This window comes from Empedobacter sp. UBA2044, from assembly GCF_002333005.1.
Lineage (GTDB): Bacteria > Bacteroidota > Bacteroidia > Flavobacteriales > Weeksellaceae > Empedobacter > Empedobacter falsenii_B.
The window spans coordinates 1-24369 of sequence record NZ_DDBA01000057.1 but is presented as its reverse complement, the minus strand read 5'-3'; the positions used below and the strand labels follow the sequence as shown (position 1 = coordinate 24369).

The 24369-nt window shown below is 31.5% G+C and carries 23 protein-coding genes; 9 read left to right on the top strand and 14 right to left on the bottom strand.

What is annotated here, in order from left to right; genetic code table 11:
* Positions 1-114: 114 nt before the first annotated feature.
* Complete coding sequence (locus B4E59_RS09830) at positions 115-540, bottom strand: Hsp20/alpha crystallin family protein (RefSeq protein ID WP_291046890.1); 426 nt, start codon at positions 538-540, stop codon at positions 115-117.
* Between the two features lie 197 nt (positions 541-737).
* The gene (locus tag B4E59_RS09825; protein ID WP_219034301.1) at positions 738-1529 is read right to left on the bottom strand and encodes a S1/P1 nuclease; all 792 of its coding nucleotides are present in this window, start codon (positions 1527-1529) and stop codon (positions 738-740) included.
* Positions 1530-1862: 333 nt separating this feature from the next.
* Here B4E59_RS09825 and B4E59_RS09820 point away from each other — a divergent pair, with 333 nt between their 5' ends.
* From B4E59_RS09820 to B4E59_RS09800, 5 genes are all read left to right on the top strand, one after another.
* Positions 1863-2204, top strand: a complete 342-nt coding sequence (locus tag B4E59_RS09820; RefSeq protein ID WP_125350363.1) for a PadR family transcriptional regulator — start codon at positions 1863-1865, stop codon at positions 2202-2204.
* Positions 2197-3993, top strand: a complete 1797-nt coding sequence (locus B4E59_RS09815; protein WP_219034302.1) for a PspC domain-containing protein — start codon at positions 2197-2199, stop codon at positions 3991-3993. Before B4E59_RS09820 ends, B4E59_RS09815 begins: the two co-directional genes overlap by 8 nt.
* Positions 3994-4140: 147 nt before the next feature.
* On the top strand, positions 4141-4701 hold the full coding sequence (locus B4E59_RS09810; protein ID WP_286495621.1) for a 1-acyl-sn-glycerol-3-phosphate acyltransferase: 561 nt from the start codon (positions 4141-4143) through the stop codon (positions 4699-4701).
* A gap of 3 nt (positions 4702-4704) precedes the next feature.
* The gene (locus B4E59_RS09805; protein WP_219034304.1) at positions 4705-5127 is read left to right on the top strand and encodes a PaaI family thioesterase; all 423 of its coding nucleotides are present in this window, start codon (positions 4705-4707) and stop codon (positions 5125-5127) included.
* The gene (locus B4E59_RS09800) at positions 5120-6145 is read left to right on the top strand and encodes an isochorismate synthase (RefSeq protein ID WP_286495620.1); all 1026 of its coding nucleotides are present in this window, start codon (positions 5120-5122) and stop codon (positions 6143-6145) included. Before B4E59_RS09805 ends, B4E59_RS09800 begins: the two co-directional genes overlap by 8 nt.
* On the opposite strand, the gene B4E59_RS09795 is transcribed toward B4E59_RS09800, so the two are convergent.
* The 4 genes from B4E59_RS09795 to B4E59_RS09780 all read right to left on the bottom strand — a co-directional run bounded on the left by B4E59_RS09795 (position 6142) and on the right by B4E59_RS09780 (position 13051).
* Positions 6142-6489, bottom strand: coding sequence for an MmcQ/YjbR family DNA-binding protein (locus B4E59_RS09795; protein ID WP_286495619.1), 348 nt, complete (start codon positions 6487-6489; stop codon positions 6142-6144). The genes B4E59_RS09800 and B4E59_RS09795 overlap by 4 nt on opposite strands.
* An 85-nt stretch (positions 6490-6574) precedes the next feature.
* Entirely contained in the window at positions 6575-8026 is a 1452-nt protein-coding gene (locus B4E59_RS09790; protein ID WP_291052716.1) for a SusD/RagB family nutrient-binding outer membrane lipoprotein, read from the bottom strand.
* Positions 8027-8049: 23 nt separating this feature from the next.
* Complete coding sequence (locus tag B4E59_RS09785) at positions 8050-11253, bottom strand: SusC/RagA family TonB-linked outer membrane protein (RefSeq protein ID WP_291052713.1); 3204 nt, start codon at positions 11251-11253, stop codon at positions 8050-8052.
* A 244-nt stretch (positions 11254-11497) separates the two neighbouring features.
* On the bottom strand, positions 11498-13051 hold the full coding sequence (locus B4E59_RS09780) for a calcineurin-like phosphoesterase C-terminal domain-containing protein (RefSeq protein WP_221854778.1): 1554 nt from the start codon (positions 13049-13051) through the stop codon (positions 11498-11500).
* 202 nt (positions 13052-13253) lie between these two features.
* On the opposite strand from B4E59_RS09780, the gene B4E59_RS09775 reads away from it, so the two are divergent.
* Complete coding sequence (locus B4E59_RS09775) at positions 13254-14444, top strand: MFS transporter (protein ID WP_291052708.1); 1191 nt, start codon at positions 13254-13256, stop codon at positions 14442-14444.
* Here B4E59_RS09775 and B4E59_RS09770 read toward each other — a convergent pair.
* Both B4E59_RS09770 and B4E59_RS09765 read right to left on the bottom strand, forming a co-directional pair.
* Complete coding sequence (locus tag B4E59_RS09770; protein WP_219034309.1) at positions 14425-15006, bottom strand: DUF5715 family protein; 582 nt, start codon at positions 15004-15006, stop codon at positions 14425-14427. The genes B4E59_RS09775 and B4E59_RS09770 overlap by 20 nt on opposite strands.
* A gap of 43 nt (positions 15007-15049) precedes the next feature.
* Positions 15050-15694: a DUF5715 family protein gene (locus B4E59_RS09765; protein WP_114999918.1), complete on the bottom strand. Its 645-nt coding sequence runs from the start codon at positions 15692-15694 to the stop codon at positions 15050-15052.
* 261 nt (positions 15695-15955) lie between these two features.
* Here B4E59_RS09765 and B4E59_RS09760 point away from each other — a divergent pair, with 261 nt between their 5' ends.
* Genes B4E59_RS09760 through B4E59_RS09750 form a run of 3 tightly spaced genes read left to right on the top strand, consistent with a single transcriptional unit; the run spans position 15956 to position 18602 of the window.
* Entirely contained in the window at positions 15956-16831 is an 876-nt protein-coding gene (locus B4E59_RS09760; RefSeq protein ID WP_038333641.1) for a carbon-nitrogen hydrolase, read from the top strand.
* A complete protein-coding gene (locus tag B4E59_RS09755; RefSeq protein ID WP_114999921.1) occupies positions 16831-17538 on the top strand; it encodes a subclass B1 metallo-beta-lactamase EBR-4 in 708 nt (235 codons plus the stop codon). The genes B4E59_RS09760 and B4E59_RS09755 overlap by 1 nt, the downstream gene beginning before the upstream one ends.
* A 2-nt stretch (positions 17539-17540) precedes the next feature.
* A complete protein-coding gene (locus B4E59_RS09750; protein WP_219034310.1) occupies positions 17541-18602 on the top strand; it encodes an agmatine deiminase family protein in 1062 nt (353 codons plus the stop codon).
* A gap of 74 nt (positions 18603-18676) precedes the next feature.
* On the opposite strand, the gene B4E59_RS09745 is transcribed toward B4E59_RS09750, so the two are convergent.
* The 6 genes from B4E59_RS09745 to B4E59_RS09720 form a co-directional block, all read right to left on the bottom strand.
* Entirely contained in the window at positions 18677-19417 is a 741-nt protein-coding gene (locus B4E59_RS09745; RefSeq protein ID WP_286495612.1) for a rhamnogalacturonan acetylesterase, read from the bottom strand.
* Between the two features lies 1 nt (position 19418).
* Entirely contained in the window at positions 19419-20393 is a 975-nt protein-coding gene (locus tag B4E59_RS09740) for a pectinesterase family protein (protein ID WP_286495611.1), read from the bottom strand.
* The gene (locus tag B4E59_RS09735) at positions 20390-21292 is read right to left on the bottom strand and encodes an alpha/beta hydrolase (protein ID WP_219034313.1); all 903 of its coding nucleotides are present in this window, start codon (positions 21290-21292) and stop codon (positions 20390-20392) included. Before B4E59_RS09735 ends, B4E59_RS09740 begins: the two co-directional genes overlap by 4 nt.
* Positions 21276-22943 carry a glycoside hydrolase family 28 protein gene (locus B4E59_RS09730; protein ID WP_221855156.1) on the bottom strand — a complete coding sequence of 556 codons (1668 nt, stop codon included), beginning with the start codon at positions 22941-22943 and terminating at the stop codon, positions 21276-21278. The genes B4E59_RS09735 and B4E59_RS09730 overlap by 17 nt, the downstream gene beginning before the upstream one ends.
* Positions 22943-23755 carry a rhamnogalacturonan acetylesterase gene (locus B4E59_RS09725; protein ID WP_286495610.1) on the bottom strand — a complete coding sequence of 271 codons (813 nt, stop codon included), beginning with the start codon at positions 23753-23755 and terminating at the stop codon, positions 22943-22945. The genes B4E59_RS09730 and B4E59_RS09725 overlap by 1 nt, the downstream gene beginning before the upstream one ends.
* A partial coding sequence (locus tag B4E59_RS09720; RefSeq protein ID WP_524535946.1) for a beta-xylosidase family glycoside hydrolase occupies positions 23755-24369 on the bottom strand: 615 nt, incomplete at its 5' end. The genes B4E59_RS09725 and B4E59_RS09720, both read right to left, overlap by 1 nt.

The window sequence follows — 24369 nt, the reverse complement described above, 5'->3', positions numbered from 1 at the left end:
CACTTTTTTTAACATTGTTTTTGAGGAAATGATAAAATTATAAATTTGATTTAAACAAAAAATCCTCAACTCCGAAGAATTGAGGATTTACTAACCAACTAAAATTAACTATATCTATGAAATTTGTATGCTACGTTTTTCTTTTGGTAAAGCTTCTTCTTTCTTAGGTAGAACTAATTGCAAAATTCCGTTTACATAAGAAGCTTCTATTTTATCTTCGTTTATGGTTTCTGGCAATGTAAATGCTCTTCTGAAGCTTGAAAAATTAAATTCTTTTCTCGAAAATTTTTCTTCTTTTACTTCTTCATTTTGTTTAAATTCTGATGAAATTTTCAAAATATTTTCATCAATTTCAATAGAGAAATCTTCTTTGTTTAAACCTGGTGCAGCTAATAAAATCTCGAAACTATCTTCATTTTCTTTGATATTTACTGCAGGAAATTGATTTTGAGAATTTACAAAAGTTTCAAATTTTGGACGCATTGCATTTTCAAATCCAAAAGGAAAATAATTTGCTCTATTATTTCTTGCTGTATTCATGTCTTGTATGTTTAAATTTTTGATTTCATTGTTCATGTTTTCACTTTATTCAAATTATGTGCAAATCGATATTTTAAGACAAAATGACTGGTTTTTACTATTTTCAAATGTCAAAATGACCGAAAATTTAAATTTTGAACATAAAAAAATCCTGAAAAGTCATTTTCAGGATTTGTAAATCTCGGTAAAGATTCTATTTATTTATAAATTTCGTCTAAAACTTTTGCTAAACGTAGACCGCCTTTTAGCATTTGATCTTCGATCGTTTTTTTGTTGTCAAAATGATAACGGTAACCTAATTTATCGTCCATTTTAACACCTGCGTAAATTCTGTTTGCAATAATATAAGAGCCGTAAATCCAATCAGCAAAAGTTCCTTCTTGCATTGTTTTTTGTTGTTCTTTCGTTGCAATATCCAGTAAATTAGAATATTCTGTGTACGAATAGTTTTCGTAATCAACCAATTTAGAATCCCAAACGGTATGAATATTTACTTTATCGCGAAACCATTCAACTTTGATTCTATTTCCACCCAAATCGTCTGGACGCCCAACATGTAAAGGTTGATGCGCATCTCCCAAAATGTGAATCAAGAAATATAAATCGTGTTGTTTTTGTTCGATTGTTAAATTCTTGTTGTTTTTTAATTCATTAATCAAAAACAAACCTTTTTTGTACATATTATCATCAGAAGTTCCATCTAGCGCAACATCAAATTGTGCACGATCCAAATCTCCTGGAATATTTACGTAATGGTAAGAATCTGCATGTTTCCAAGAATCATCAGACTTGATAAAATCTGGCCAGTTCGCCCAATACGCTAATTTTTGTGGACCAATAATTTTTGTAATTTCTTTACGAGTTTTCTTGCTAATATGTTGTTCTGCAATTTGAGAAACTACTCGGTGACCTGTTAATCCCCAAGCTAAAGCACTTTCTGAAGCTAAAAATGCTCCTAAAAGCATTGCACTTCCTATAATTTTTTTCATTGTGTGAGCTCGATTTTTGACAAAGGTAATAAAACTAATTCAAGTAGAATGAGTGATTTTTGAAGGTGATTTTTAAATGATAGTTAATATTTTTTCAAGTAAAATCAAGTACTTTTTCATAAAAAAAACATCGATTTTAAAATATTCTTAAATAACTTAAAAAACTTAAAAAACTTAAAAAACTTAAAAAAAATATTAATTCAATAAACCTCGATAAACAGGCAGATTGGTATGTCTTTTATTTATAATACTAAAAATAATTCAGTACTTTGTTTTGCATAATACTAAAACTTTTATATATATTTGTATAACAAAATAAAACAAGCCGTTCTTATGAATATAGAGAAAACAAAAGTTCAGATGCGAAAAGGTGTACTGGAATATTGTATTCTCAGCATTATCAAAAAAGGAGATGCTTATGCATCTGATATCATAGACGAATTGAAAAAAGCAGAGATGATTGTTGTTGAAGGAACATTATATCCGCTTTTGACAAGACTAAAAAATGATGACCTTTTACAGTATCGCTGGGAAGAATCAACGTCAGGACCACCTCGCAAATATTATGCACTTACAGAGTTAGGTGAAAATTTTTTAAAAGAATTAGCTGAAACTTGGGAACAGTTAATTGAAGCCGTGAATAAAGTAACCACAGAAACGCAGAAAAATGGATAAAACAGTATCAATAAGTATAGGAGGATTTTCTTTCGTGTTAGACGAAATCGCCTATAATAAATTAAAGACCTATTTACAAGATGTAAAAACTTCGTTGAGAGGTACGGAAGGTGTAGAAGATATTATTGAAGATGTAGAAATCCGTATTTCTGAATTATTTCGTGAACGATTAAAATTTAGAGAAGTCGTAAACGAAGATGACATCAATTTTGTAATTGCAACGATGGGACATCCAGATCAATATAAGGTTGAAGAAGATGAAGAGAACGAAAAAACGTCTACAAATTCATCATACAATTATTCGTCAAATAATCAATCGTATGGTGGGCAACAAACTGGTGCGAAACGTTTGTACCGCGATCCAGATGATACAATTGTAACAGGATTATCTGCTGGTTTGGCGCATTATATGGGCGTTGATCCTTGGTTTGTACGTTCTATTTGGTTAGTTCTTGGAATTTTGGGAATTTTCACAGCAGGTGTATCATTTTTCTTAGTGGTATTCTGTTATTTTATCTTGTTAATTTTTGTTCCAAAAGCAAAAACAACATCAGAGAAGTTACAGATGTACGGACAACCAGCAAACATTGATACATTAAAAAAAAACGTAGAACAAGCTAGTGAAGCTGTTGTAAGTGGAAGCAAAGAATTAAGTAATAAATTAGGCGGAGCCTTTGGTGTTTTTGGTCGAATTTTACTTTGGTTCATCGGATTTATCATTCTAAGTTCAGGAATTGGATTAATCATTGGAGGATTCTTTTTCTTCTTTACTACTTGGACAGAAATGCCAACAGAATTATTCGGTTATCTTGTTGAAGAGGAATGGATGAGCATGGCAGCCAAAATATTTGGAGGAATATTAATGGTAATTCCAGGTATTTTGTTGACAATTTTAGGTGTAAAATGTTTCTGGAATAAAGTAAAAGTAAGCAAAGCTGTCATCTTTGGATCAATCGCTCTTTGGTTTGTTGCATTATTTGCAATCATCGGAATTTCTGTAAGTACAGCAAGTAAATTTAGAAACTCAGTTGAAATGACACAAGAAAAAAGTTATGTTATTCCTTCTGATACCTTACAAGTTTATTTTAGAGAAAATAATGAAGGTAACTTAAAGTTCAAAACTTTTAACGATTTAGATCAATTAATTGATGCTGATGGAAACTTAATCATTCCAATTGATGATATTTTTGAGATTGAAGAAAGTACAGACGATAAACTTCATGTTCAAGTAACTTATTCTTCTAAAGGAGGAAGCAAAGAAGAAGCAAAACGCAATTTAGAAGCAATTAGATATAATTACGAATTAAATGGAAATAAACTTTATTTAGATGAGTTTATTAAAATTCCTAAAGATGGTAAATTTAGAAATCAAACGGTTGATATCAAATTGTATGTTCCTAAGAACAAATTAATTCACACGAATAACACTGATCGAATAACAATTATTAATAATGATAATGATCGTGATTATTTATACGATTTGAAGAATAAATTTATTGGATATAATGGAAAAAAATTCGTATGTTTGAATTGTCAAAAAGATTCAGATTCTGAGGACGATATTAATCTTGATTCAGAGGATGTAAACATAAATTTGAATGACGGAAACGATTCGGCGAGAGTTAGAATTGATAAAAATGGTATTCGTGTCGAAAGTAAAGACGGTTCAGTAGGACTAAATTTACCAAGAACTGAAAACAAAAAAGAAAAATCAAACCAAGAAATACACTATAAAGATGATACAGATTCTATTAACATTAACTACAGAAATCATTCAAATAATCGTTGATTTCTTTGCATAGACTTAGGAAGTATTTTAATTAATAATATTCAAAAAGAGACATTTCATTTCGGAATGTCTCTTTTTATTTTTGGTTACATTGACTAATATCCGTTTCGAGTTTTGTATGTTTGCAAATGCATAAAGCATCATTTTATGAAAAAAATTTTAGGCAAACTTTTGTACTCATTAGGAGGTTGGAAATTAGATAATCATCTCGATCTATCGAAAGTAGATAAATGCGTTTTGGTTTGCGCTCCGCACACTTCCAATTGGGATTTTTACTATACTATTTTGGCTTTTTGGCAAATGGGAATTCCAATGAAAATGTTTATCAAAGATGCTTGGACAAAACCTTGGTATGGATATTTTATAAAGAAAATGGGCGGAATCGGAATTGATCGTTCTCAACGACATAATATGGTCGATTTTGCTTCAGATATTTTGAAAGAATCAGATAAATTATATTTAATTAATACACCAGAAGGAACGCGTTCTCGTGCAGAAAAGTGGAAAAATGGATTTTTCTATATCGCGCAAAAAGCAGATGTTCCGATTGTTTTGGCTTATTGTGATTTCAAGAAAAAAAGAGCTGGAATTTCAAAAATTGTAGAAACAGAAAACAGAACTTTAGAAGATGTGATGGATGAAATTCAAGATTTTTACAAAAAAGTTAGGGCAAAACATCCAGCACTTTATAACCCAAAAATACATTAAATTATGAACGAACAAGATATTTTACAGAAGTTCAATGAAATTTCGAAAAATACATTACTTGAAACTTTAGATATAGAATTTACGGCAGTTGGAGAAGATTTTTTATCAGGAAAAATGCCTGTTACGCCTAAAGTTCATCAACCATTTGGGTTATTGCATGGAGGCGCTTCTATCGTTTTGGCGGAAACGTTGGGAAGTACATTGTCAAATATTATTTTACATTCGGATGATTTTGTGGCGGTTGGTCAACATGTTGACGCAAATCATCTTCGTCCAAAAAAGGAAGGAACAATTTTTGGGCATGCAACAGTCGTAAAACAAGGTCGTACTTCGCATTTGATTAAGATTGAAATCAAAGATGAAAACGATAAATTAATCTGTTATACACATTTAACAAACGCTATTATTTCTAAAAAACATGTTTAAAAAATTTCAAGATAAACTTGAAAGATTAATTCAGAATCAAGAACCTTTTCTTCTTTTTAGAAAACCAAATTCTACACAAGTGGAGTTGTGGGAAAATAAAGATTTTGAATCGGATAACAAGTTTATTTGTAATAGTTTCGATAATACAAAATTGGTTGAATTTAATGATAATGAGGTTATAGATATTGGAATAAATGAATTACCAAATTTTGAACTTTCTTTACCAGAATCAAACAAAAATGAAGCAATTTCGTATGAAAATTATATTGATTTAATTCAAAAAACAGTTGAAGAATTACAAAGTGATTCACCAACTAAAAAAATTGTAATTAGTCGAATCAATTCACTTCCAGAAACGAATATTAATTTAGTTGAAACTTTTAAAAATTTACATCAACATTATCCAAATGCCTATGTGTATTTGCGATTTGATACAGAAGAAGGTTGTTGGATTGGAGCTTCGCCAGAGCTTTTATTGAAAGAAAATAATCAATTTATACAAACTGTTTCTTTAGCTGGAACAAAAGCAAAAGAAGATGAATGGACAGAGAAAGAATATCACGAACAACAAGTAGTAACTGATTATATTTCGTCAACTTTAGAACCTTATACTTCTTACATTGATGTGGACGGACCATTTTCGGTAAATGCAGGATTTTTTGAACATTTGAAATCATTTATTTCAGCTCAATTAAAAGACAAATCTCAGCTGTATGACTTGTTGAAAGCTTTGCATCCAACGCCTGCTGTAGGAGGAATGCCAAAGGATCTGTCAAAAGATTTTATTCTCGAAAACGAAGGCTATAATCGTACTTTTTATGCAGGTTTTATGGGCTTTCAAAATAAAACAGAATCGGAGTATTTTGTTAATCTTAGATGTGCAAAAATCTATTCTAATAAAGTAAATTTGTATGTAGGAGGAGGTATTATGCCCGATTCTATTCCTGAAAATGAATGGCGAGAAACAGAACTGAAATCAAAAACAATAGGTGAATTGTTGGTGAAAACAGAGAATTAAATCAACTTAGGACGTTTAGATTTTGGTAAAGTTAAGATGACTAAATTATAAGAATCTTTTATCCATTCTTTGATTTGAATGTTTTTCACGTCTTGATGAATTTTAACAGTATTCCAATGTTTTTTGTTCATGTGATAACCAGGAATTACAGCTTCGAAAGTTGCGCGTAATTCGATTGCATTATCTGGATCACATTTGATATTTACAGAATCAAAATCGTCAATATTACAAAGGCAAAACATTTTTCCAGCGATATAAAAGACCAAAGTAGATTGATCAAAAGGAAATTTTTCTTCGACCAATGGAAGTCCTAAACTAAACTCTCTTAACTCTTCTATATGCATAAAAATATTTTTAGTGAAGATACAAATAAAACGAAAACGACCTTAATTACAAGGTCGTTTTCTATTAAATGTGGAATGTATGCAATTAATTTACATCCCACCAAACACGCGTATTGATGTTATCTGGTCCCATTTGTTGAAGTGCGTTCTGATAGCCTTCTGGGTTATAATTTCTAACACTTGTTGGATAAAGCATACGACGAGGCATTTTTTTATCATTCAACATGGTAGAAGTTGTCGGTAATTTTGGAAAACCAGTTCTTTTATATTCAAACCATTGTTGGTAATCTGTAAAGAATAAAGCAAAATATTTTTGATCGATGATACGTTCTAACGTATTGTTGTATTTAATTTTTTCTTGTGCCATAAATTCAGCAGTAGGCTCGATATTCGTCCATAATTGTACAGCAGCTTTTACAGCTTTATCATAATGAGTTTTTGCATCACCACCTAAACCTTTTTGAGCCATTTCAGCTTTTATAAACTCAACTTCAGCATAAGTCATTAATGGAATTTTCATCGGAGCGATAACAATTGCATTGTTAGGAGATGACGGATTGAATTTGTAATCAGAACTATTTCCTTCGTAAGCTGCAGGAACTCCTTTGTAACCTAATGAAGAACCATCCAAATTAGAAGCTTTATTGACTAAAATTGGTAAACGAGGATCATTAGTTTCATTCATTTTATCAATAAAAAATGTTGTGAATGTTCGGCTATCTCTATAATCTTGTGCTCTTGGCCAAGGAGATAAACTTGGTGCTAAACCAGAAATTTGTAAAATAGCAGATTCTGATTCACTTTCGAAAATAGGATAAGTTGTCGGATTATCAATTATTTTTTTAAGTTCTGTTAAGGCAGATGCATCACGATTCGAAATTCTTAATAATAATCTCATTTTAAGAGAATTTGTGAATTTTTTCCAACGTGTTATATTGATGTTTTTTTCACTACTTGGGAATAAAATATCGGTACCATATTTTAGACCTAAATTAGTTACATATAATTGATTTGCTTTCTCTAAATCATTTAATAATTGCTTATAAATATCTTGTTGTGTATCAAATTTTGGTTTTGTAATTCCTTCTTCTGCTTTGGCTGCTTGAGAAAAAGGAACATCGCCAAACATATCGGTTAAATTAGAAATAACTAAAGAACGAAGCGTTAATGCAATTGCTTGATAATTGACATCTCCAGCTTTTTGCGAAACTTTTAGCATTTCCTCCAAATTAACAAGATTTGTGTAGGCATTATTCCAAGTCGAATTTCCCGTTCCTGTTGTTACATCATAACGATGAAGTCCCATTGCATTGCTTGGATAAGGAATATGAACTTGCATCAATTGAGCTGTAATATCGTAGTTTTTTAAAACATTATTTTCAGCCAAATCATAAAGAACAGGATTTAAAACAGAACCAGAATTTATTTCAGTGATTAAGTTAGGATCTTCGTTAGCTTTCTCAAAATCATTTGTACAAGAGAAAGTAGTTGATATAATGGTTAAGGCGAAAAATAGTTTGATTGAAATCTTTTTCATTTTAATAAATTGAATGTTGTAAATTATAACGAAGCTTTTAATGTAATTCCGTACGTTGCAGTTGAAGGCATTTGTCCCATTTCAACTCCAGGAACATATGTACTTCCGTTTAATGATGCTGTTTCAGGGTCGTATAAAGGGAAATCACTAATAGTAAATAAATCGCGGCCATATACAGTTAGAGATAAAGCTTCTAAACCTGTTTTAGATAATAATCGTTTAGGGAAATCGAACGTTAAACTAACATCTCTTAATTTTAAATATGATGCATCGAAAGAATTAGATTCGACGTTTGCTCTTCGGTTATATTCTTTATAATAAGTCGCTACATCAGTTTTTGTTGTATTCTGAGAATAAGTTCCATCAGGGTTTAAAACTACTCCATCACCAATGATAAAACCATCTTCTCGACCAGGTAAAGAATCAGCTAATTTTCCTTGTTCCATCATTTTGTGATATGTTTGAGAATAAACAATTCCACCATATTGTCCGTCTAATGTAAAACTGAAACGCAATGTTTTGAATTTGATTTCATTTGTGAAACCTGCTCTCCATTTAGGTGTTGCGTCTCCAACATATTCTATTAATCCATTTTTAAGTGGAACACCTGTTTTTGCATCATAAATGATTTGTCCCGCATCGTTTCTTACAAATTTTTCACCATATAGAGCTGTAGAAGAACCGCCAACTTTAGCAATTTGATAAACTGTTCCAGATTGACCAAGAATCATTTGATCACCTTCTATTCCTTCTACTAAAGATTTTACTTTGTTTTCATTTTTAGACCAAGTTCCAATCATTTTCCATTCAAAATCTTTACTTTTAATTGGAGAATACGTAGCTGCTATTTCAATTCCTCGGTTTTCAATTTCTCCTCCATTTACCACTCTTCTTGAATAGCCAGTTGTGATATCATTTGGTAATTCGAAGATTTGATTTTTTGTACTTTGTTGATAAACTGTAAAATCTAAGCTTAATCTTTTCTTGAATAATAAAGCCTCGAAACCAGTTTCCCATGATGTTGTAGATTCAGGTTTAATATCAGGATTAAATAATCTTCCAGGTACTACTGCAGATGCTGTAAAATCGCTTTGATCGTAATATCTATTTGTCCAACCTGTTGTACCTCCGTTACCAACTTTTGCAAATGATAAACGGTATTTTAAGTAATTAATAGGTCCTTTTATTTTGAATAAATCTGACAGAATAAAACTTGAAGAGACTGAAGGATAAAAGAATGAGCTATATTTTACTGCAACAGAAGAATTCCAGTCGTTACGACCTGTAAAATCAACGAAAATCATGTCTTTCCAACCAAATGAAGCCATTCCATATAATGAATTTTCTTTTAAATTAGAATCATACGTTCTTGCAAAAGGAGAAGTTAATCCATTCGAAAGTTTATAAACTCCAGGCGAAGCTAAACCATTTACCCAAGCCGTTAAATTTCTGTATTCATAATTTTTTCTATTACCTCCAACATTTGCATTGAAACCAAAATCTCCCCATTTATCAGTATAAGTTAATAAGAAATCGATATTTGTTTCAGTTTTAGATATGTCTTGTCTTTTGTAATATCCATTCGGCGTACGATTCATATCAAATGGACGTTTTTGTTCGCGCAATTGAGTATAGGTATTAATTGCAGGACGTAACATTAAGCTTAATTTATTGCTTAATTTAAAATCTGCTCTAATATTTCCAACAATTTGATTACTACTCATTGGATTAACAGCTTCGTAAGCAATAGCATAAGGATTGTCCATGTATGAACTAAATGGGCGAATCATTTTTACTCCATTGAAATCCTTTTTCCAAATTGGTTTGTACCAATTTAAATCTACGTTTGGATTTTGGAAGATCATAAAATAAGCAATAGATCCGTTATTGTAACCAGTTCCTGGTAAATTATCACTTGTTTTGCGAGTATAGTTTAAGGCAGTCGAAACTTTGATGCGATCACTTACTTGATAGTTTCCATTAATAGCAGCAGTATAATTTTCGTAGCCTGTATTTGGCATAATCCAGCTATTTTTCTGATGTCCAATAGAAGCTCTCATACTTCCTTTGTCATTTCCACCAGAAAGTGTAACTGCATTACTGAAAGTGAAACCAGTTTGCCAAAACCCTTTTCTATTATCTTTATACGCACGCCATAAAGTTCTTTCAGCCCCTTGTTTTTCTAAAGTTGGATCATATTGAAAAAATGATTGTCCGTCAAATTTTGGTCCGAATGCAGAAGAAGTACTTCCTGTATTTGGTCCATCTGCTGAGGTTTGATATGAGTAATAAGGATTGCCGTTTTTATCGAAACTTTTTCCAGTTCCTTGACCATATTCATATTGAAAATCTGGCCAATTGTTAATAACGTCAATAGCTACAGTTGATTTATATTCTAAACCTAATTGTTTACCTTTTTTACCTGATTTTGTTGTTATAATTAAAGCTCCATTTGCAGCTTTGTTTCCATAAAGAGCCGCTGCAGAAGGACCTTTTAAAACGGTTACACTTTCGATATCTGCTTGATTGATGTCAGAAATACCGTTACCAAAATCGATAGGTGAATCATCGCCCATGTAAGCAGTATTGTTTCCAGAAGAAGTCATTTCTGTACTCATTGGAACACCATCGATGACAATTAAAGCGTAATTTTTTGATTGGTCGATTGAATTTGCTCCGCGCAAAATAATTTGCTGAGAATTGATTGGTCCATTTCCTCCAGAAATAATATTAAGACCAGCTACTTTTCCTTTCAATCCCGAAGACCAGTTATTCGCTTCTGCTGTTGCAAGTTCTTCCGAACCTATATTTTGTTGAGCAAATCCTAATTTTTTCTGCTCTCGCTTTATCCCCAAAGCAGTTACAATTACCTCATTCAGTTGGTTAGATTCTTCTTGTAAAGTAATTTTTACTTGAGAAATATCTTTCGGTGTGTATTCAATAAATTTGTGTTGAGATGAATTTACCAATAATGTAGGATGAGCAACATTTACTGAAACAAATTCGAAAAAACCATCTCCGTCTGTAAATGTTTTAAAAGATGTTCCCTTGATGATGATTTCTACATCTGCAATTCCTAATCCGTTTTGATCAACGATTTGACCTTTGATTGGATTTTGATCTTGAGAAATCGATTGATGATAATCTGTTCCGGTGTAAGTTTTAGCATTGGCGTGTAAACTTAAAAATCCACCTAGTAGAAGTAGTGGTAATTTTAATTGTTTCATAGCTGTAAATGTGAAATGTTTATGTGTTAAAAATTTTAACAAAACTAGAACTTCTTTTTATGAAGTTGTTTAACTCATGGTTAAGAGATTTTTAAGTAAACATTACTAAAATAGAGGTCTTGATATTAGTTTTACATTTGAATAAAGGTTTATTGATTTTTATTTAACATGAATAAATTGTAAAATATTTTATTTAAAAAAGCCACTTCAAAAGAAGTGGCTTATCAAGATGTGTATAAAACGGTTATTTAATAACTTCGAAAGAAGATTTTTCTGTAAAAGTGTTTCCGTACAAATCGGTTGCGCGAACTTCAATTGGATAAGTTCCAACTTTTAGTTTATTCGGTAAACGAACTGACCAAATATGTTTCGAAATTTCTGGAGCAGAAGGTCTGTTACCAATATTTGTAATTTCTGCATTATCAATTTTCATGATGGTTTCCATATAATTGTAATCAACTGTTGGATCCCAATTCATCTCTTTCCATTCACCATTATTTACACGATATTCAACTTTATTTGATTCATGTCCCATAAAGAAATTAGCATATAAAAAAGCACGATTGCGTTTACCTTCTTTTACTTTTTTTGTGTGGTACAGGTCGATTTGTTTTTCTTTTGGTGAATTTGCAACTTTATAATCAAATTTATATTGATTACCATCTACATGTAAAAAAGCATAACCTTTTGGTGTACCATCACGCATCGTAGAGGCTGGAACTCCTTTTGCATCTTTCGGTCCCGAATACCAATCACCAGAAGTTGTTCCAACATTGTACTCGTGATGAGGTTTTTGTTGTTGCCAACCATCTTGATTTGCATAAAAAATCTGTTCTTGGAAATGTGTATGAGCAGACATTGAAATTGTATTTGGGTAATCTTTTAACAATTCGAATAATTGATTTCTATCTTCTGGACGTGTGTCACGCAACGGAATATGAAATGCTAAAACAATTAAATGATCTTTTGGAACAAATTTTAAATCATTTTTAATGAATTCTAATTGATCAGGACGGAAACCTCCCCAATATCCTTTTCCATCACGAGGATCTGGATATAAAATATCATCTAAAACAATAAAATGTGCTTTACCGATATTATATGAATAATTATTTGGACCGAAATTTTTCTCGAACGTTTCATCCGAATATTGATCTTCTTTTGCATCATAATTCATATCGTGATTTCCCATAACATTGTACCAAGGTAAACCAACTTTCGAAACAGCTTTTATATAAGATGGATGCAAATTCAAATCATCACCAACCAAATCTCCTAAAGAAAGTCCGAATTCCATTCCTTTAATTCCTTTAACATCATCAATTACACCTTTAGAGAAATACTCGATTTCTTCTTCTGTATAAGCTTGAGGATCACCAAAAATTAAAGCCGAAAATTTTTCGTTTTCTTTTGTAGGAATTAAAGCAAAATCAATACTCTTTGGAGTATTTCCAGTCGGAGCAGAACCTGCATATTCTAATTTTGGAGAGCCATTAGGTTTGTTGATGTAGTAGAATTGTGGCTGATTGAATTCGTTTGTAGGAACTTTGTAATTTGTTGGTTTAATGACAAACAAAATAGTTTCGTTATCAATCTCGATTTGATATTCTCCTTTATCATTTGTCGAAACAACTTGTTTTCCGTTACTAATTTGCACGTTTGCCAAACGTTTTTCTGATTTATCGAATTTATTGTTTTGATTTTTATCTTCAAAAACAATTCCTTTAGCAAGTTGTTGAGCGTTGACAGAAGTATAAAAACTTCCAAATAATACTAGCGATAATACGATTTTTTTCATTGTGTGAATTTCTTGTTTTGTAGATGTTAAAATTCTATATTTTATGCGGTATTCGGATTAACACAACAATAAGTAAAGATTAAATTTAAGTAAATAAGAATAATATATTTTCAAATTTAATAATGGATGAATAATTGTCTTTGATTATTAAATATTCTAAATTTGCAACCGATTGCATTATGTTATGGAAGAGAAATTAAGCATGAGTTCACGACAAATTTTCATGCAAATTATAGGTTATGTAAGTTTTTCATTTATAGGTTATTTACTTATAGGTTTACCGTTGGCTATTTTACCTATTTTTATTACAAAAACATTAGGTTTTACTGAGCTTGTAGCGGGTATTGTAATTAGTTTGCAATATGTGATAACTTTTATATTGAGAGGTTATGCGGGAAAAATCGTAGATACAAAAGGTCCTAAACCAGCCGTTTTATTGAGTATGAGTTTGTTTATTTTAGCAGGAGTTTTATTATACTTTTGTTACTTCACAAGAAACAATCATTTTTTGTCAATAGCTATTCTTGTACTTGCGAGATTGGTTACTGGTGCAGCAGAAGGAATGGTAGGTGGAAGTCCAATAAACTGGGCAATTTTAAAAATTGGACAACAACATACAGCGAAAGCAATTTCTTATAATGGTGTTGCTAGTTATGGTGCATTGGCAATTGGAGCACCATTGGGAGTTATCTTAAATCAATATTTTGGACTTGGTTTTATTGGTTTGTTTAGTATTGTTTGTGCGATTATAGGTTATTTTTTAGCTAGAAATAAAGAGAATATATTAACTGCAGTTTCAAAAGTTCCGCAACCATTTATAAGTGTATTGAAAACAGTGGCTCCTTTTGGAATTTGTTTAGCACTTGCAGGTCTTGGATTTGGAGGAATTTCTAATTTTATAACACTTTACTACGACTTTTATAGTTGGTCGAATGCAGCTTTATGTTTAAGTGTTTTCAGTTTATTGTTTATTGTAGGACGATTATTTTTTAATAGTTCAATTAATACATTAGGAGGATTAAAAGTTGGAATTATTTGCATGATAGTCGAAACGATAGGTTTATTAATTCTTTTTAGTGCGCCAAATTCTTTTATCGCTCTTATTGGTGCAGGTATTACAGGAATTGGTTTTTCATTGGTTTTTCCTGCGATGGGAGTAGAGGCTGTTGCTTTGGTTTCAGATAATAGTAAAGGAGCTGCTTTAGCTGCGTATGGCTTGTTTATTGATATCTCATTGGGAATTACAGGTCCTCTAATTGGTGGTGTTATCAGTTTGTTTGGAATGTCAAACTTATTTGGTTTTTGTAGTTTGTTTGTGTTTATAGGATTATTGTATAGTTATTATTTACAAACAAAAAAAAATCGTTCAGAATTTAATAATTCCGAACGATAATATGAAAACATCTAATTTTAGATTCTTTTACGTAGTAAATTTTACCTGTTCTAACATAATTTTTTAGCACTTGTTCTAACTCTTTTTCTAGTTTAGAATCAGGTCTAATTTTATGATTAAACCTAACATAAGAAATATCAAAAGCAGCACCAAAATTATGTGAACTATCATTAGAAGAAGCATTTTTATTAATTCCTCTCAAACGATTTTGATCATGTAGCGTTCGTGTCATTGATGTAACAACGAAAAAATTTTGACCTGTTGTTTTTACAAAATCTCTTGCAATACTTGTCAAAATATCTCGACCTTTTGGAATAAGATACGAATGACTATGCGTTAAATCACCAACTCGCCAACCATAACCACGTTGTTTTATTTTAACCAATTTACCTTGATTGATATATTTGTTCAACTTTTTATCACCATCAATTAGCTCAAGTTTATGAGATTTTGCGGCATTCAAATGCTGAACATATTCTTTAGAAGGTTCTATAATAACTCGAGATTGAGCGTAACCGAATAAAGAAGAGCAAATAAAAAAAGTTGTTAAAAATTGTTTCATGATTCAATTCTCTTCTGCAAAAATAGAAAAGAACTTTTATATATTACATTGTTGTTGATTTAAATTGATCGGGATTACGAACCGTTACATGAAAACAGTGTTGTCTATATTCTTTGATATAGTAAATTTTACCGTCTTCTTGCAATTGTTTTAAAATCGCTTCTAAATTATCACGATGAGTTTTGCTATACGTATATTTATTATTGAATTTTGTATACGACAAATCAAAAGAAGCACCATAGTTATGAGAACTTTCGCCTTTTGCTGCATTGCTATTTACTCGTCTTAAACTTGCTTGACTTTCTTCAGAACGGGTAAGCGAAGTTACAGTAATTGTAGCATTGTTTTCGTCCAGAAATTTTGAAGCAATTCGTTCCAACACAGTTTTTGCTCTGTTATTTAAAAAAGCTTTACTGTGTGTTAATTTCTCAATTGTGTACCCATTTCCTTCTTCAGGAATTGCAACTAATTTTTTTGTAGCAACTAAACCTTCAATATCATCAAAACTCTTCACGATTGGAATGTTGAATGATTCTGCTGCCATTAAATGATCGTCATAAGTTACTTTTTTTGTAGAGATAGAAGTGGATGAAGAGGCAGAATTTTCTGCTAAAATGTAACTTTCTTGACTTTGAGCTGAAATAAATATTCCGCTAAAAAGACAAGAAAGGGCAATTAATTTTTTCATGTTTTAAATTATTCGCGACAAAATTAGAAGTTACAATTTAATAAAGACTTGTTAAAAATTATAATATTTAGGTAAATTTTTTTTAAAATTTTCTTAAATCTGTTCTCAAAATAGCATTGTTAGATAGATTTATAGAAATTTAAATTTCATCACATTTGAAACATAAAATATTCTTAAATATAAATTCTAATAGATTAAATCCTACTAAATTCGCTATTTTTGTAATTATTATTCATTTTTATTTTTAGACCTATTTATAAAATGGCAAAAGTTAAAGTTGGAATGGTACAAATGACTTGTACTAATAACAAACAAGAAAATTTAAACAAAGCAATAGAGCAAGTAAAAGTAGCAGCTGCAAAAGGCGCTCAAATTGTGTGTTTGCAAGAATTGTTTACCTCATTATATTTCTGTGATGTAGAAGATTACGACAACTTCGATTTAGCAGAATCAATTCCTGGACCATCAACAGATGCGTTATCAGTTGTAGCAAAAGAATTAGGAGTTGTAATTATTGCTTCTTTATTTGAGAAACGTGCGCAAGGTTTATACCACAATACAACAGCTATTTTAGATGCTGATGGACAATATTTAGGAAAATATCGTAAAATGCATATCCCAGATGATCCTGCGTTTTATGAAAAATTCTATTTTACTCCAGGGGATTTAGGTTACAAAGTTTTTGATACTAAATTTGGAAAAATTGGTGTATTAATTTGTTGGGATCAATGGTATCCAGAAGCCTCTCGTATTACAGCATTGATGGGTGCGGAAATTTTATTTTATCCTACTGCGATTGGTTGGGATACGACGCAAGACGAAGAAACAAATCAAGATCAATACAATGCTTGGCAAACAATTCAGCGTTCACATGCGGTTGCGAATGGAGTTCCGGTTATTTCTGTAAATCGTGTTGGTTTTGAGCAAGATGGAGCAATGAAGTTCTGGGGAGGCTCTTTTGCGACAAATGCGCAGGGAAAATTGTTGTACTTAGCAACGCATGATAAAGAGGAAACAGAAGTGGTTGAATTGGATTTGAACGAATCTGATTTCTTCCGTAAACACTGGCCTTTCTTAAGAGATCGCCGCATCGATTCTTATCAACCAATTACAAAACGTTTTATAGACGAGGATTAATGAAGAAATTATTTTCACTTATAGCATTGATAGGAAGTTTTGCATTTGGTCAAATAAAACCAATTCAGATTGATCCGATTAATAACAATTTATTTGTTTATCAAACATTCAATTCGTTTAATGGTGTTGAGTATAATGCAAATGGAATGTATTTGGTAACGAATAAAGGAATCGTTTTGTTTGATGTTCCTTGGCAGAAATCGCAATATCAAGAATTAAATGATATGTTACAAGAAAAGTATAATTTGCCAGTTATCGCTGTGTTTGCAACACATTCGCATGATGATAGAGCAGGAGATTTAAGTTTTTATAATGATTTGAATATTCCTACTTATGCAACTTCTTTAACCAATTCTAAATTAAAAAAAGAAGGAAAAGCGACATCAAAATTTGAGATTGAATTAGGAAAAACATACAAATTTGGTAATGAAAAATTTGTTGTTGAATATTTTGGTGAAGGACATACTTCTGATAATGTTGTGGTTTGGTTTCCAAAATATAAAGTGCTGAATGGAGGTTGTTTGATAAAAGGTGCTGACGCTGTAAATTTAGGTTACACAGGTGAAGCAAATGTTACTGAATGGCCAAAAACAGTACAGAAACTAGTTACAAAACATCCAAAAATTAAACAAGTTATTCCAGGTCATGATAATTGGAAAGTTACTGGACATATCGAAAATACGTTTAAACTTTTAGAAAAGAAATAAAATTGAACACTATAGATACATCAAAATTCCCAAAAGATTTAGGATATAGATTTCCTGCCGAATGGGAAGAACACGAAGCAACATGGTTGTCTTGGCCGCACAAAGAAGAATCTTGGCCAGATCGTATTCAGTTAATTTATCCAGCTTATGCTGAATTTATTGCTGAATTATCGAAAGGTGAAAAGGTTCGTATTAATGTGAAAGATGAAGAAATGAAAGTGTTTGCGTTGTCTTTTATCGAAAAAACGGATGCAGATTTGTCACAAGTTGAGTTTTATTTTAATGAAACAAATGATGCATGGTGTCGCGATCATGGTCCTGCATTTTTATTGAATAAAAACAATCCTGATAACCCAAAAGTTATTGTTGATTGGGGATTCAATGCGTGGGGAGGAAAATATCCACCTTTTGAAAATGACGATGTTGTGCCAACAAGAATTGGTGCAGAATTTAATCTTCCTGTTTTTCATCCTGGAATTATTATGGAAGGAGGTTCGGTCGAATTTAATGGAAAAGATACGTTGATGACATCAAAATCTTGTTTACTGAATGAAAATCGTAATCCAGATTATTCGCAAGAACAAATCGAAGAATTTTTAAGAAATTATTACGGAGTTTCGCAAATTCTATGGGTAGAAGACGGAATTGTTGGTGATGATACGGATGGACACATTGATGATACAATTCGTTTTGTAAATGAAGATACAGTTTTGACGGTTGTTGAAACAGATGAATCGGATGATAACTACGAATTGTTGCAAGTGAATCTTCGCCAATTGCAAGAAATGAAATTACGAGATGGACGTCCATTAAACATTATTGAATTGCCAATGCCGGATGCGGTTTATTGCGAAGGTGAGCGTTTACCTGCTTCTTATGCGAATTTTTATATTGCGAATAAATCTGTCATTGTACCAACTTATCGTTGTGCAAAAGATGCAATTGCTTTGGATATTATTCAGAAATGTTTCCCCGATCGTAAAGTTGTAGGAATAGATTCTACAGATATTATTTGGGGACTAGGATCTTTCCATTGTTTGAGTCAACAAGAACCTAAGATTTAGTTTTTAAAATACAAAAATACCCCTCTTCAAAATTTCTTGTTGAGGGGTATTGATTTAGAATGAAAACTAAAAACTTATTTTTTAATATATTTCTCTAAGCCGATATTTAGTATGATCAGTTCTTTAACAGCTAATTTCGAAACTTCTTCGGCTCCAAGTTTTGATAGATGAGTATCATCGTTTTTGCCTTTTGGATAATAATCAATTTCATTTGGTTGATAATGTAAATGCAATTTTTTAGAGTTTCCTGGACCATATTTTATTTCCAATTTCTCTGTCAAATATTGCATATCAACAAACGGAACATCCAAATCTTTTGCAACACTTCTCACAATCAAAGGATATAAACCGTGAGTGTCAACCAAAACGCCTTTTTCATTAAAATTTCGACGAACAATAGAAGTCATTAAAATCGGAATAGCACCTTTTGCTCGTGCTTCTGTAACATATTGTTCCAAATTTGCGCGATATTGAGTGACAGGATTTGTGTAACGAACAGAATCTTCAATTTTTTGATCGTTATGTCCAAATTGAATGATTACATAATCACCTTTTTTCAATTGATTCTGAACTTTTTTCCATCTTCCTTCTGTTCTAAAACTTTTGGAACTTCTTCCATTTGTTGCATGATTCTGAATTTCTAAATCAGAATTCATTAACTCAGGCAAAAGTTGTCCCCAGCCATGTTCGGGATTTTTAGTTGGATTTTCTTTATTCGCCATTGTCGAATCTCCAACAAGAAATAGGGTTCTTTTTTGTGCGAATATTATGCTAAAAAACAAGCATAAAATCGTTGATAAAATTATTTTTTTCATGTTAATTCTGCTTTGGATTCCATCCGTTAAAAATATTCTCGATGGTATATTTTTGTATTTCTTTTTCGGTTAATTGATGCGACCAAATTGCTCTTTTTTGAGGATTATTTCCTAAACCTTTATTTTTATATTCTGCATAATAAGCTTTTTTTTCTTTATCTGGAAACATTGCATCACCTTTCCATTCGTTCCAACCAATAGGAAGAATATGTTTTCCCATTTCGGTATGTATAAAAACTGTTTTGGCAAAAGGACGCCAAGGTCTTCCCAAATAAACTTTTGTCAAATTGTCTTCTGCAATAAGACTACAATTGAAAAAAACATAACCAAATTCTTGCTCTTGATGTGTTGCCGCAGCTGTAATATAAGAATTAGCCAAACTTTTTATGGTACAATGCTCAAAAACGGCAATTGCTTCACCAAAAATAAAATCTGTCGTTCCTTCGATATAACAATTTTGATAATATTGACGACTTCTATTTGTAGCTGTGTACAATGTATCTTGACATCCTAATAACCGAATATTTTTTGCCACAAATTTATCGCCTTCCACATGCAGAGCAACAGCTTGACCTTGGTTACAACTTTCGTTTTGTATCGTGAGATTTTCTAATTGTATATCATCTGCTTCAACCAAAAAAGTGTAGGAAGTATAGGTTGTCATTTTTTGATTGGTTAAACCATCTATTTTTCCTGAAAAATCATTATTAGTAATAATAGTTTTCTCTGAATCTTCACCTTTTATCTTTATTTTATGTTTCCAAGAAGGAATTCTAATTTTTTCGAGATAAACGCCATTTTTAACAAGAATCAAAGCTTGATCTGGTCCTAAATCTCTCAACGAATTAATCGCTTCTTGAATAGATGTAAAATCTGCTTGTTGATCTTTTGCAACAGTAATTGTTTTGTATTGAGCATTTACATTAGTATAGATGAAATGTAAACAAACTATAAAAATGAATTGAATGATTTTCATTTGTTAAATCGTTTCGTTAAAAAATCAATAATGTAGTCTTTCGTTTCATCAAACCAAGGATTCATCAACCAAAAAGAATGAGGCGAATTCTTAATTTCGTATGCTTCATTTAGAATATGATAATCGCTTAATTTTTTCATCATATCATCTCTACCAGCTCGAAATCTCGGTTGCGAACTATTGATAAATAGAGTAGGAGGCGTTTTAGAAGTAACATATTCTAAAGGCGAAGCTTCTTTCCAAAGTTCAAAATTATCTTGTTTCGTATAACCGAAAAAATAACTGGCATAAGTACCTTCTTCAGCTTCGGGATGAATAAAAGAAACAATTCCATCAATATTGATAATTGCAGCAATTTTCTTTGATTTTACGCCGTAAAGTGTTGCCAATTGAGCACCTGCAGAAGCGCCAAGAATAACGATTTTCGATTGATCGAGTTTGTGTTTTTTACGATTCTTTCTCAAATAATTAACCGCATCATCCATATCTTCTAAAGGAGCTGGATATTTTGCAGCATCACTTAATCTATAATTTATCGCCATCGTTACAAAACCAGCTGAAGCCAACGTTTGAGCCATTGGTTTTTGATTTTCTTTGCTACCCGAAATCCAACCTCCACCATGTACAAGAACAATTGCTATAGAGGATTTAGTTTGATTTTTTGGTTGATAAATATCTGCTTTTAATTGATGTTTTTCTTGATAAATTATATCTTCAAACGCATTAATGTTTTCGAAGTTTTTAGAAGAAATCGGCGTAATAAAAGGGTAATTTTTCTTTAATTTTTTGTAAGTCGTTTCGATTGTATAAGGCGAAGCCTTCGGTCTCTCAACTTGACCGAAGGCTATCACCAAATGCATCATAAAAACAAACAAAATCTTTTTAATTGATAACTGCATTCTTTTTAACTTCTTTAGAACTTGTTACATTCTTCTTATCAAATGCTTTTGGTAACTTGATTTTATCAGATTCATTACCAATAATCTTAATTTCTGGAGTTGTAGCTGACTTGAATTCAGTAGTGCTTAAATCAACATTTTTACTGTTAAAAATTGTGACCGCTTTTCCCTCTTTGTAATTGAATTTTATATTTTTCAGTTGAATTCCATCAGCGTCAATAATACTTAAAGCTTTTTTCGTGTCGAAAGTTGAATTTTCAACCACAATATTTTTAATATTCATTTCTGCAAGTCCCATGATAAACAAAGCTTCGTGAGAACTTACAACATTAATATTTTTGAAAAATATATTTCGAATTGTTGGAGTTTCCTCTGTTACAGGAACTTTTTTATCATTTCTTTTTTCGTCATCTGCATTTTGATCATCTTCTACAATCGGAGAATTTCCTTCGTAAAACATGTTAAAACCAATTGCTTGCGCAGGAATATTAATCATATCAATATTAGAGATGTAAATATTTTCGATTAATCCACCACGACCACGAGTCGTTTTGAATCTTAAACCAATATCTGTTCCGATAAAAGTTGCACCAGAAACATGAACATTACGAACACCACCAGACATTTCGCTACCAATCACAAATCCGCCGTGCGCATGATAAACTGTGTTATTTTTGATAATTACATTTTCAGTAGGAATTCCACGATCGCGACCATCTTTATCTTTTCCAGATTTGATACAAATCGCATCATCACCAACATCAAACGTATTGTTGTAAATCAACACATTTTTACAAGATTCTAAATCCAATCCATCTCCATTTTGCGAATACCAAGGATTTCTAACATTCAAATTTCGAATGATAATATTCGAACTCATTAACGGATGAATGTTCCATGCTGGTGAATTTTGAAACGTTGGACCATCTAAAAGTACACGATCCGAATTAACAATACTAACCATTACTGGACGTAAAAAATCTCTTACTTTAATTAGATCTTCTTTGCTAATTTTATCAGGAACATTAAAATTAGAACTGCTGATATAACCTAATTTAGAACCTTCGCTTGGAAACCACGTTTTTTTATCATCTGATAAAACTCCGCCAGACGCAACTAGATTTTTCCATTGAGAATCTGTCATTTTACCCTTCTTTACAAAACGCCACGCATCACCATTTCCATCGATTGTTCCATTTCCTGTAATCGCAATATTCTGCGCATTTTTTGCAGAAATAGGAGAAGCAGTACGCGTTGTATTTAATCCTTCGAAGCTTGTTTCAACTAAAGGATAATCGTTGAAATCTTTACTAAAAATCAATAAAGCACCATCTTCTAAATGTAAATTGATATTACTTTTAATTTCGATAGGACCACTCAACCAAATTCCACGTGGAATAACAACTTTTCCTCCACCTTTTGCACTTGTTTCTGAAATAGCTTTGTTGATTGCTTCTGTATTTTTGAAAATTCCGTCCGATTTTGCACCATATTGAGCAATTGAAACAACACGATTTGGAAACGAAGTTTCTTTTACTTTGGGCATATTAAACTCAATATCTTTGTAAATATTCTCATCAACTTGAGCTGATAAATGAGAAGAACAAACAACCGCTAACGCAACTGTAAGTAGTTTTATGTATTTTTTCATTATTTAATGGTTTTGTTTTGAATGATATTTTTGAATTCTTTGAAAACAATTGATGCGACAGCTTTTGCGCCTGCAATTTGAAAATGTGTATTATCTTTTTGTCCATTTGGATAAGCATCGTACAAATTCGCTTCAAAATTCATGAAATAGGTTTTTGTTACATATTCTTGTCCTTTTTGGCTAAAAAAATCCATCGATAATTGATTTAAATCTAAGAATGCAACATTTTTTTCTTTTGCAATTTCTTTTGCAACAAATGGATATTCGCCATGTACATTTTCTAACTTTCCATTTTTCCAAGGATAATTTCTTGCAACAGGACTTAGAATAATCGGAATTGCACCTTTTTCTCTCGTTTGATCCACATATAATCTCAAAAATTCTTTGTAACCTTCTAAATTTACAAATCGTTCTGGTTTATCTTCGGCGGCATCATTATGTCCGAATTGTATTAAAACATAATCACCTTTTTTTAGTTGAGAATAAACCTCTCGCCATCTACCTTCTTGAAAAAAAGTACGCGTACTTCGACCACCTTTTGCTTTATCCTTGACGATGATATGTTTATTGGCTAAATGTTTCAGATCTTGTACACTATCTTTTGCAAAAAATGGTTGAAATTCTTGTCCCCAACCAGCAATTGGATATCTGTTTTTCATATAGTTTTTGCCCGGATCATAATCGTCTGTATAATCTGCAACAGTTGAATCTCCGATTAAGAAAATGGTGATTGATTTTCCTTTTTGAGCATGACAAAAATTTGACAAAGTAACGAAGCAAATTAAAGCATATAAAAATTGTTTTGTCTTCATTATTTCTCATTTTTATCTACTCTGAACCAATCAAAATCAGCATAACCACCACGTTTCGCATCTTGAGAACTTATACTATATATACCAACTTTTGCTCCGATCCATTTTCCTGGTTTAGCTTGAAATGGTTCTCCGATTGATGTATATTTTTTTCCGTTTTCACTAAAACTAAATTGACAAACTCCGTTAGGTTCGCTCACTCTTACTTTCAAGAAAACTTCATTAGTTCCTAATTTTACTTCGGATAGAATTTTTTCTGGATTATTTTTCTCTGCTTTTTCTGCACGAATCAATTGTAAATAATAACCATCTTTTTTATTTGTGATAACCAAAGATTGATAATCTGTTCCCATGATTAATAAACCAGCAGTTTTCCCTTCTGTAGCATCTTCAGGCGTAAGTTTTATTTTTGTTGAAGCTGTGAAATTTGGTGCAGGAAATTTTTGGGTTAACAAATTAGGAACCGTCCAAAGATTATTCGAATTTTCTGGAACTTTGATAGAGAAAAGACGAAGAAAATTTTGATTTGCTAATTTACTGTACCAAACAATTGAAGGATTTGCGCTCCATTGCCATTGTAATCCAATATCATTTTTGGATATCCCCCTGAATTT

What these genes read in the sequence shown, in the direction of transcription:
- B4E59_RS09830 (WP_291046890.1), bottom strand. Translation starts at nt 540, where the DNA reads ATGAATACAGCAAGAAATAATAGAGCAAATTATTTTCCTTTTGGATTT.
- B4E59_RS09825 (WP_219034301.1), bottom strand. Translation starts at nt 1,529, where the DNA reads ATGAAAAAAATTATAGGAAGTGCAATGCTTTTAGGAGCATTTTTAGCT.
- B4E59_RS09820 (WP_125350363.1), top strand. Translation starts at nt 1,863, where the DNA reads ATGAATATAGAGAAAACAAAAGTTCAGATGCGAAAAGGTGTACTGGAA.
- B4E59_RS09815 (WP_219034302.1), top strand. Translation starts at nt 2,197, where the DNA reads ATGGATAAAACAGTATCAATAAGTATAGGAGGATTTTCTTTCGTGTTA.
- B4E59_RS09810 (WP_286495621.1), top strand. Translation starts at nt 4,141, where the DNA reads ATGAAAAAAATTTTAGGCAAACTTTTGTACTCATTAGGAGGTTGGAAA.
- B4E59_RS09805 (WP_219034304.1), top strand. Translation starts at nt 4,705, where the DNA reads ATGAACGAACAAGATATTTTACAGAAGTTCAATGAAATTTCGAAAAAT.
- B4E59_RS09800 (WP_286495620.1), top strand. Translation starts at nt 5,120, where the DNA reads ATGTTTAAAAAATTTCAAGATAAACTTGAAAGATTAATTCAGAATCAA.
- B4E59_RS09795 (WP_286495619.1), bottom strand. Translation starts at nt 6,489, where the DNA reads ATGCATATAGAAGAGTTAAGAGAGTTTAGTTTAGGACTTCCATTGGTC.
- B4E59_RS09790 (WP_291052716.1), bottom strand. Translation starts at nt 8,026, where the DNA reads ATGAAAAAGATTTCAATCAAACTATTTTTCGCCTTAACCATTATATCA.
- B4E59_RS09785 (WP_291052713.1), bottom strand. Translation starts at nt 11,253, where the DNA reads ATGAAACAATTAAAATTACCACTACTTCTACTAGGTGGATTTTTAAGT.
- B4E59_RS09780 (WP_221854778.1), bottom strand. Translation starts at nt 13,051, where the DNA reads ATGAAAAAAATCGTATTATCGCTAGTATTATTTGGAAGTTTTTATACT.
- B4E59_RS09775 (WP_291052708.1), top strand. Translation starts at nt 13,254, where the DNA reads ATGAGTTCACGACAAATTTTCATGCAAATTATAGGTTATGTAAGTTTT.
- B4E59_RS09770 (WP_219034309.1), bottom strand. Translation starts at nt 15,006, where the DNA reads ATGAAACAATTTTTAACAACTTTTTTTATTTGCTCTTCTTTATTCGGT.
- B4E59_RS09765 (WP_114999918.1), bottom strand. Translation starts at nt 15,694, where the DNA reads ATGAAAAAATTAATTGCCCTTTCTTGTCTTTTTAGCGGAATATTTATT.
- B4E59_RS09760 (WP_038333641.1), top strand. Translation starts at nt 15,956, where the DNA reads ATGGCAAAAGTTAAAGTTGGAATGGTACAAATGACTTGTACTAATAAC.
- B4E59_RS09755 (WP_114999921.1), top strand. Translation starts at nt 16,831, where the DNA reads ATGAAGAAATTATTTTCACTTATAGCATTGATAGGAAGTTTTGCATTT.
- B4E59_RS09745 (WP_286495612.1), bottom strand. Translation starts at nt 19,417, where the DNA reads ATGAAAAAAATAATTTTATCAACGATTTTATGCTTGTTTTTTAGCATA.
- B4E59_RS09740 (WP_286495611.1), bottom strand. Translation starts at nt 20,393, where the DNA reads ATGAAAATCATTCAATTCATTTTTATAGTTTGTTTACATTTCATCTAT.
- B4E59_RS09735 (WP_219034313.1), bottom strand. Translation starts at nt 21,292, where the DNA reads ATGCAGTTATCAATTAAAAAGATTTTGTTTGTTTTTATGATGCATTTG.
- B4E59_RS09730 (WP_221855156.1), bottom strand. Translation starts at nt 22,943, where the DNA reads ATGAAAAAATACATAAAACTACTTACAGTTGCGTTAGCGGTTGTTTGT.
- B4E59_RS09725 (WP_286495610.1), bottom strand. Translation starts at nt 23,755, where the DNA reads ATGAAGACAAAACAATTTTTATATGCTTTAATTTGCTTCGTTACTTTG.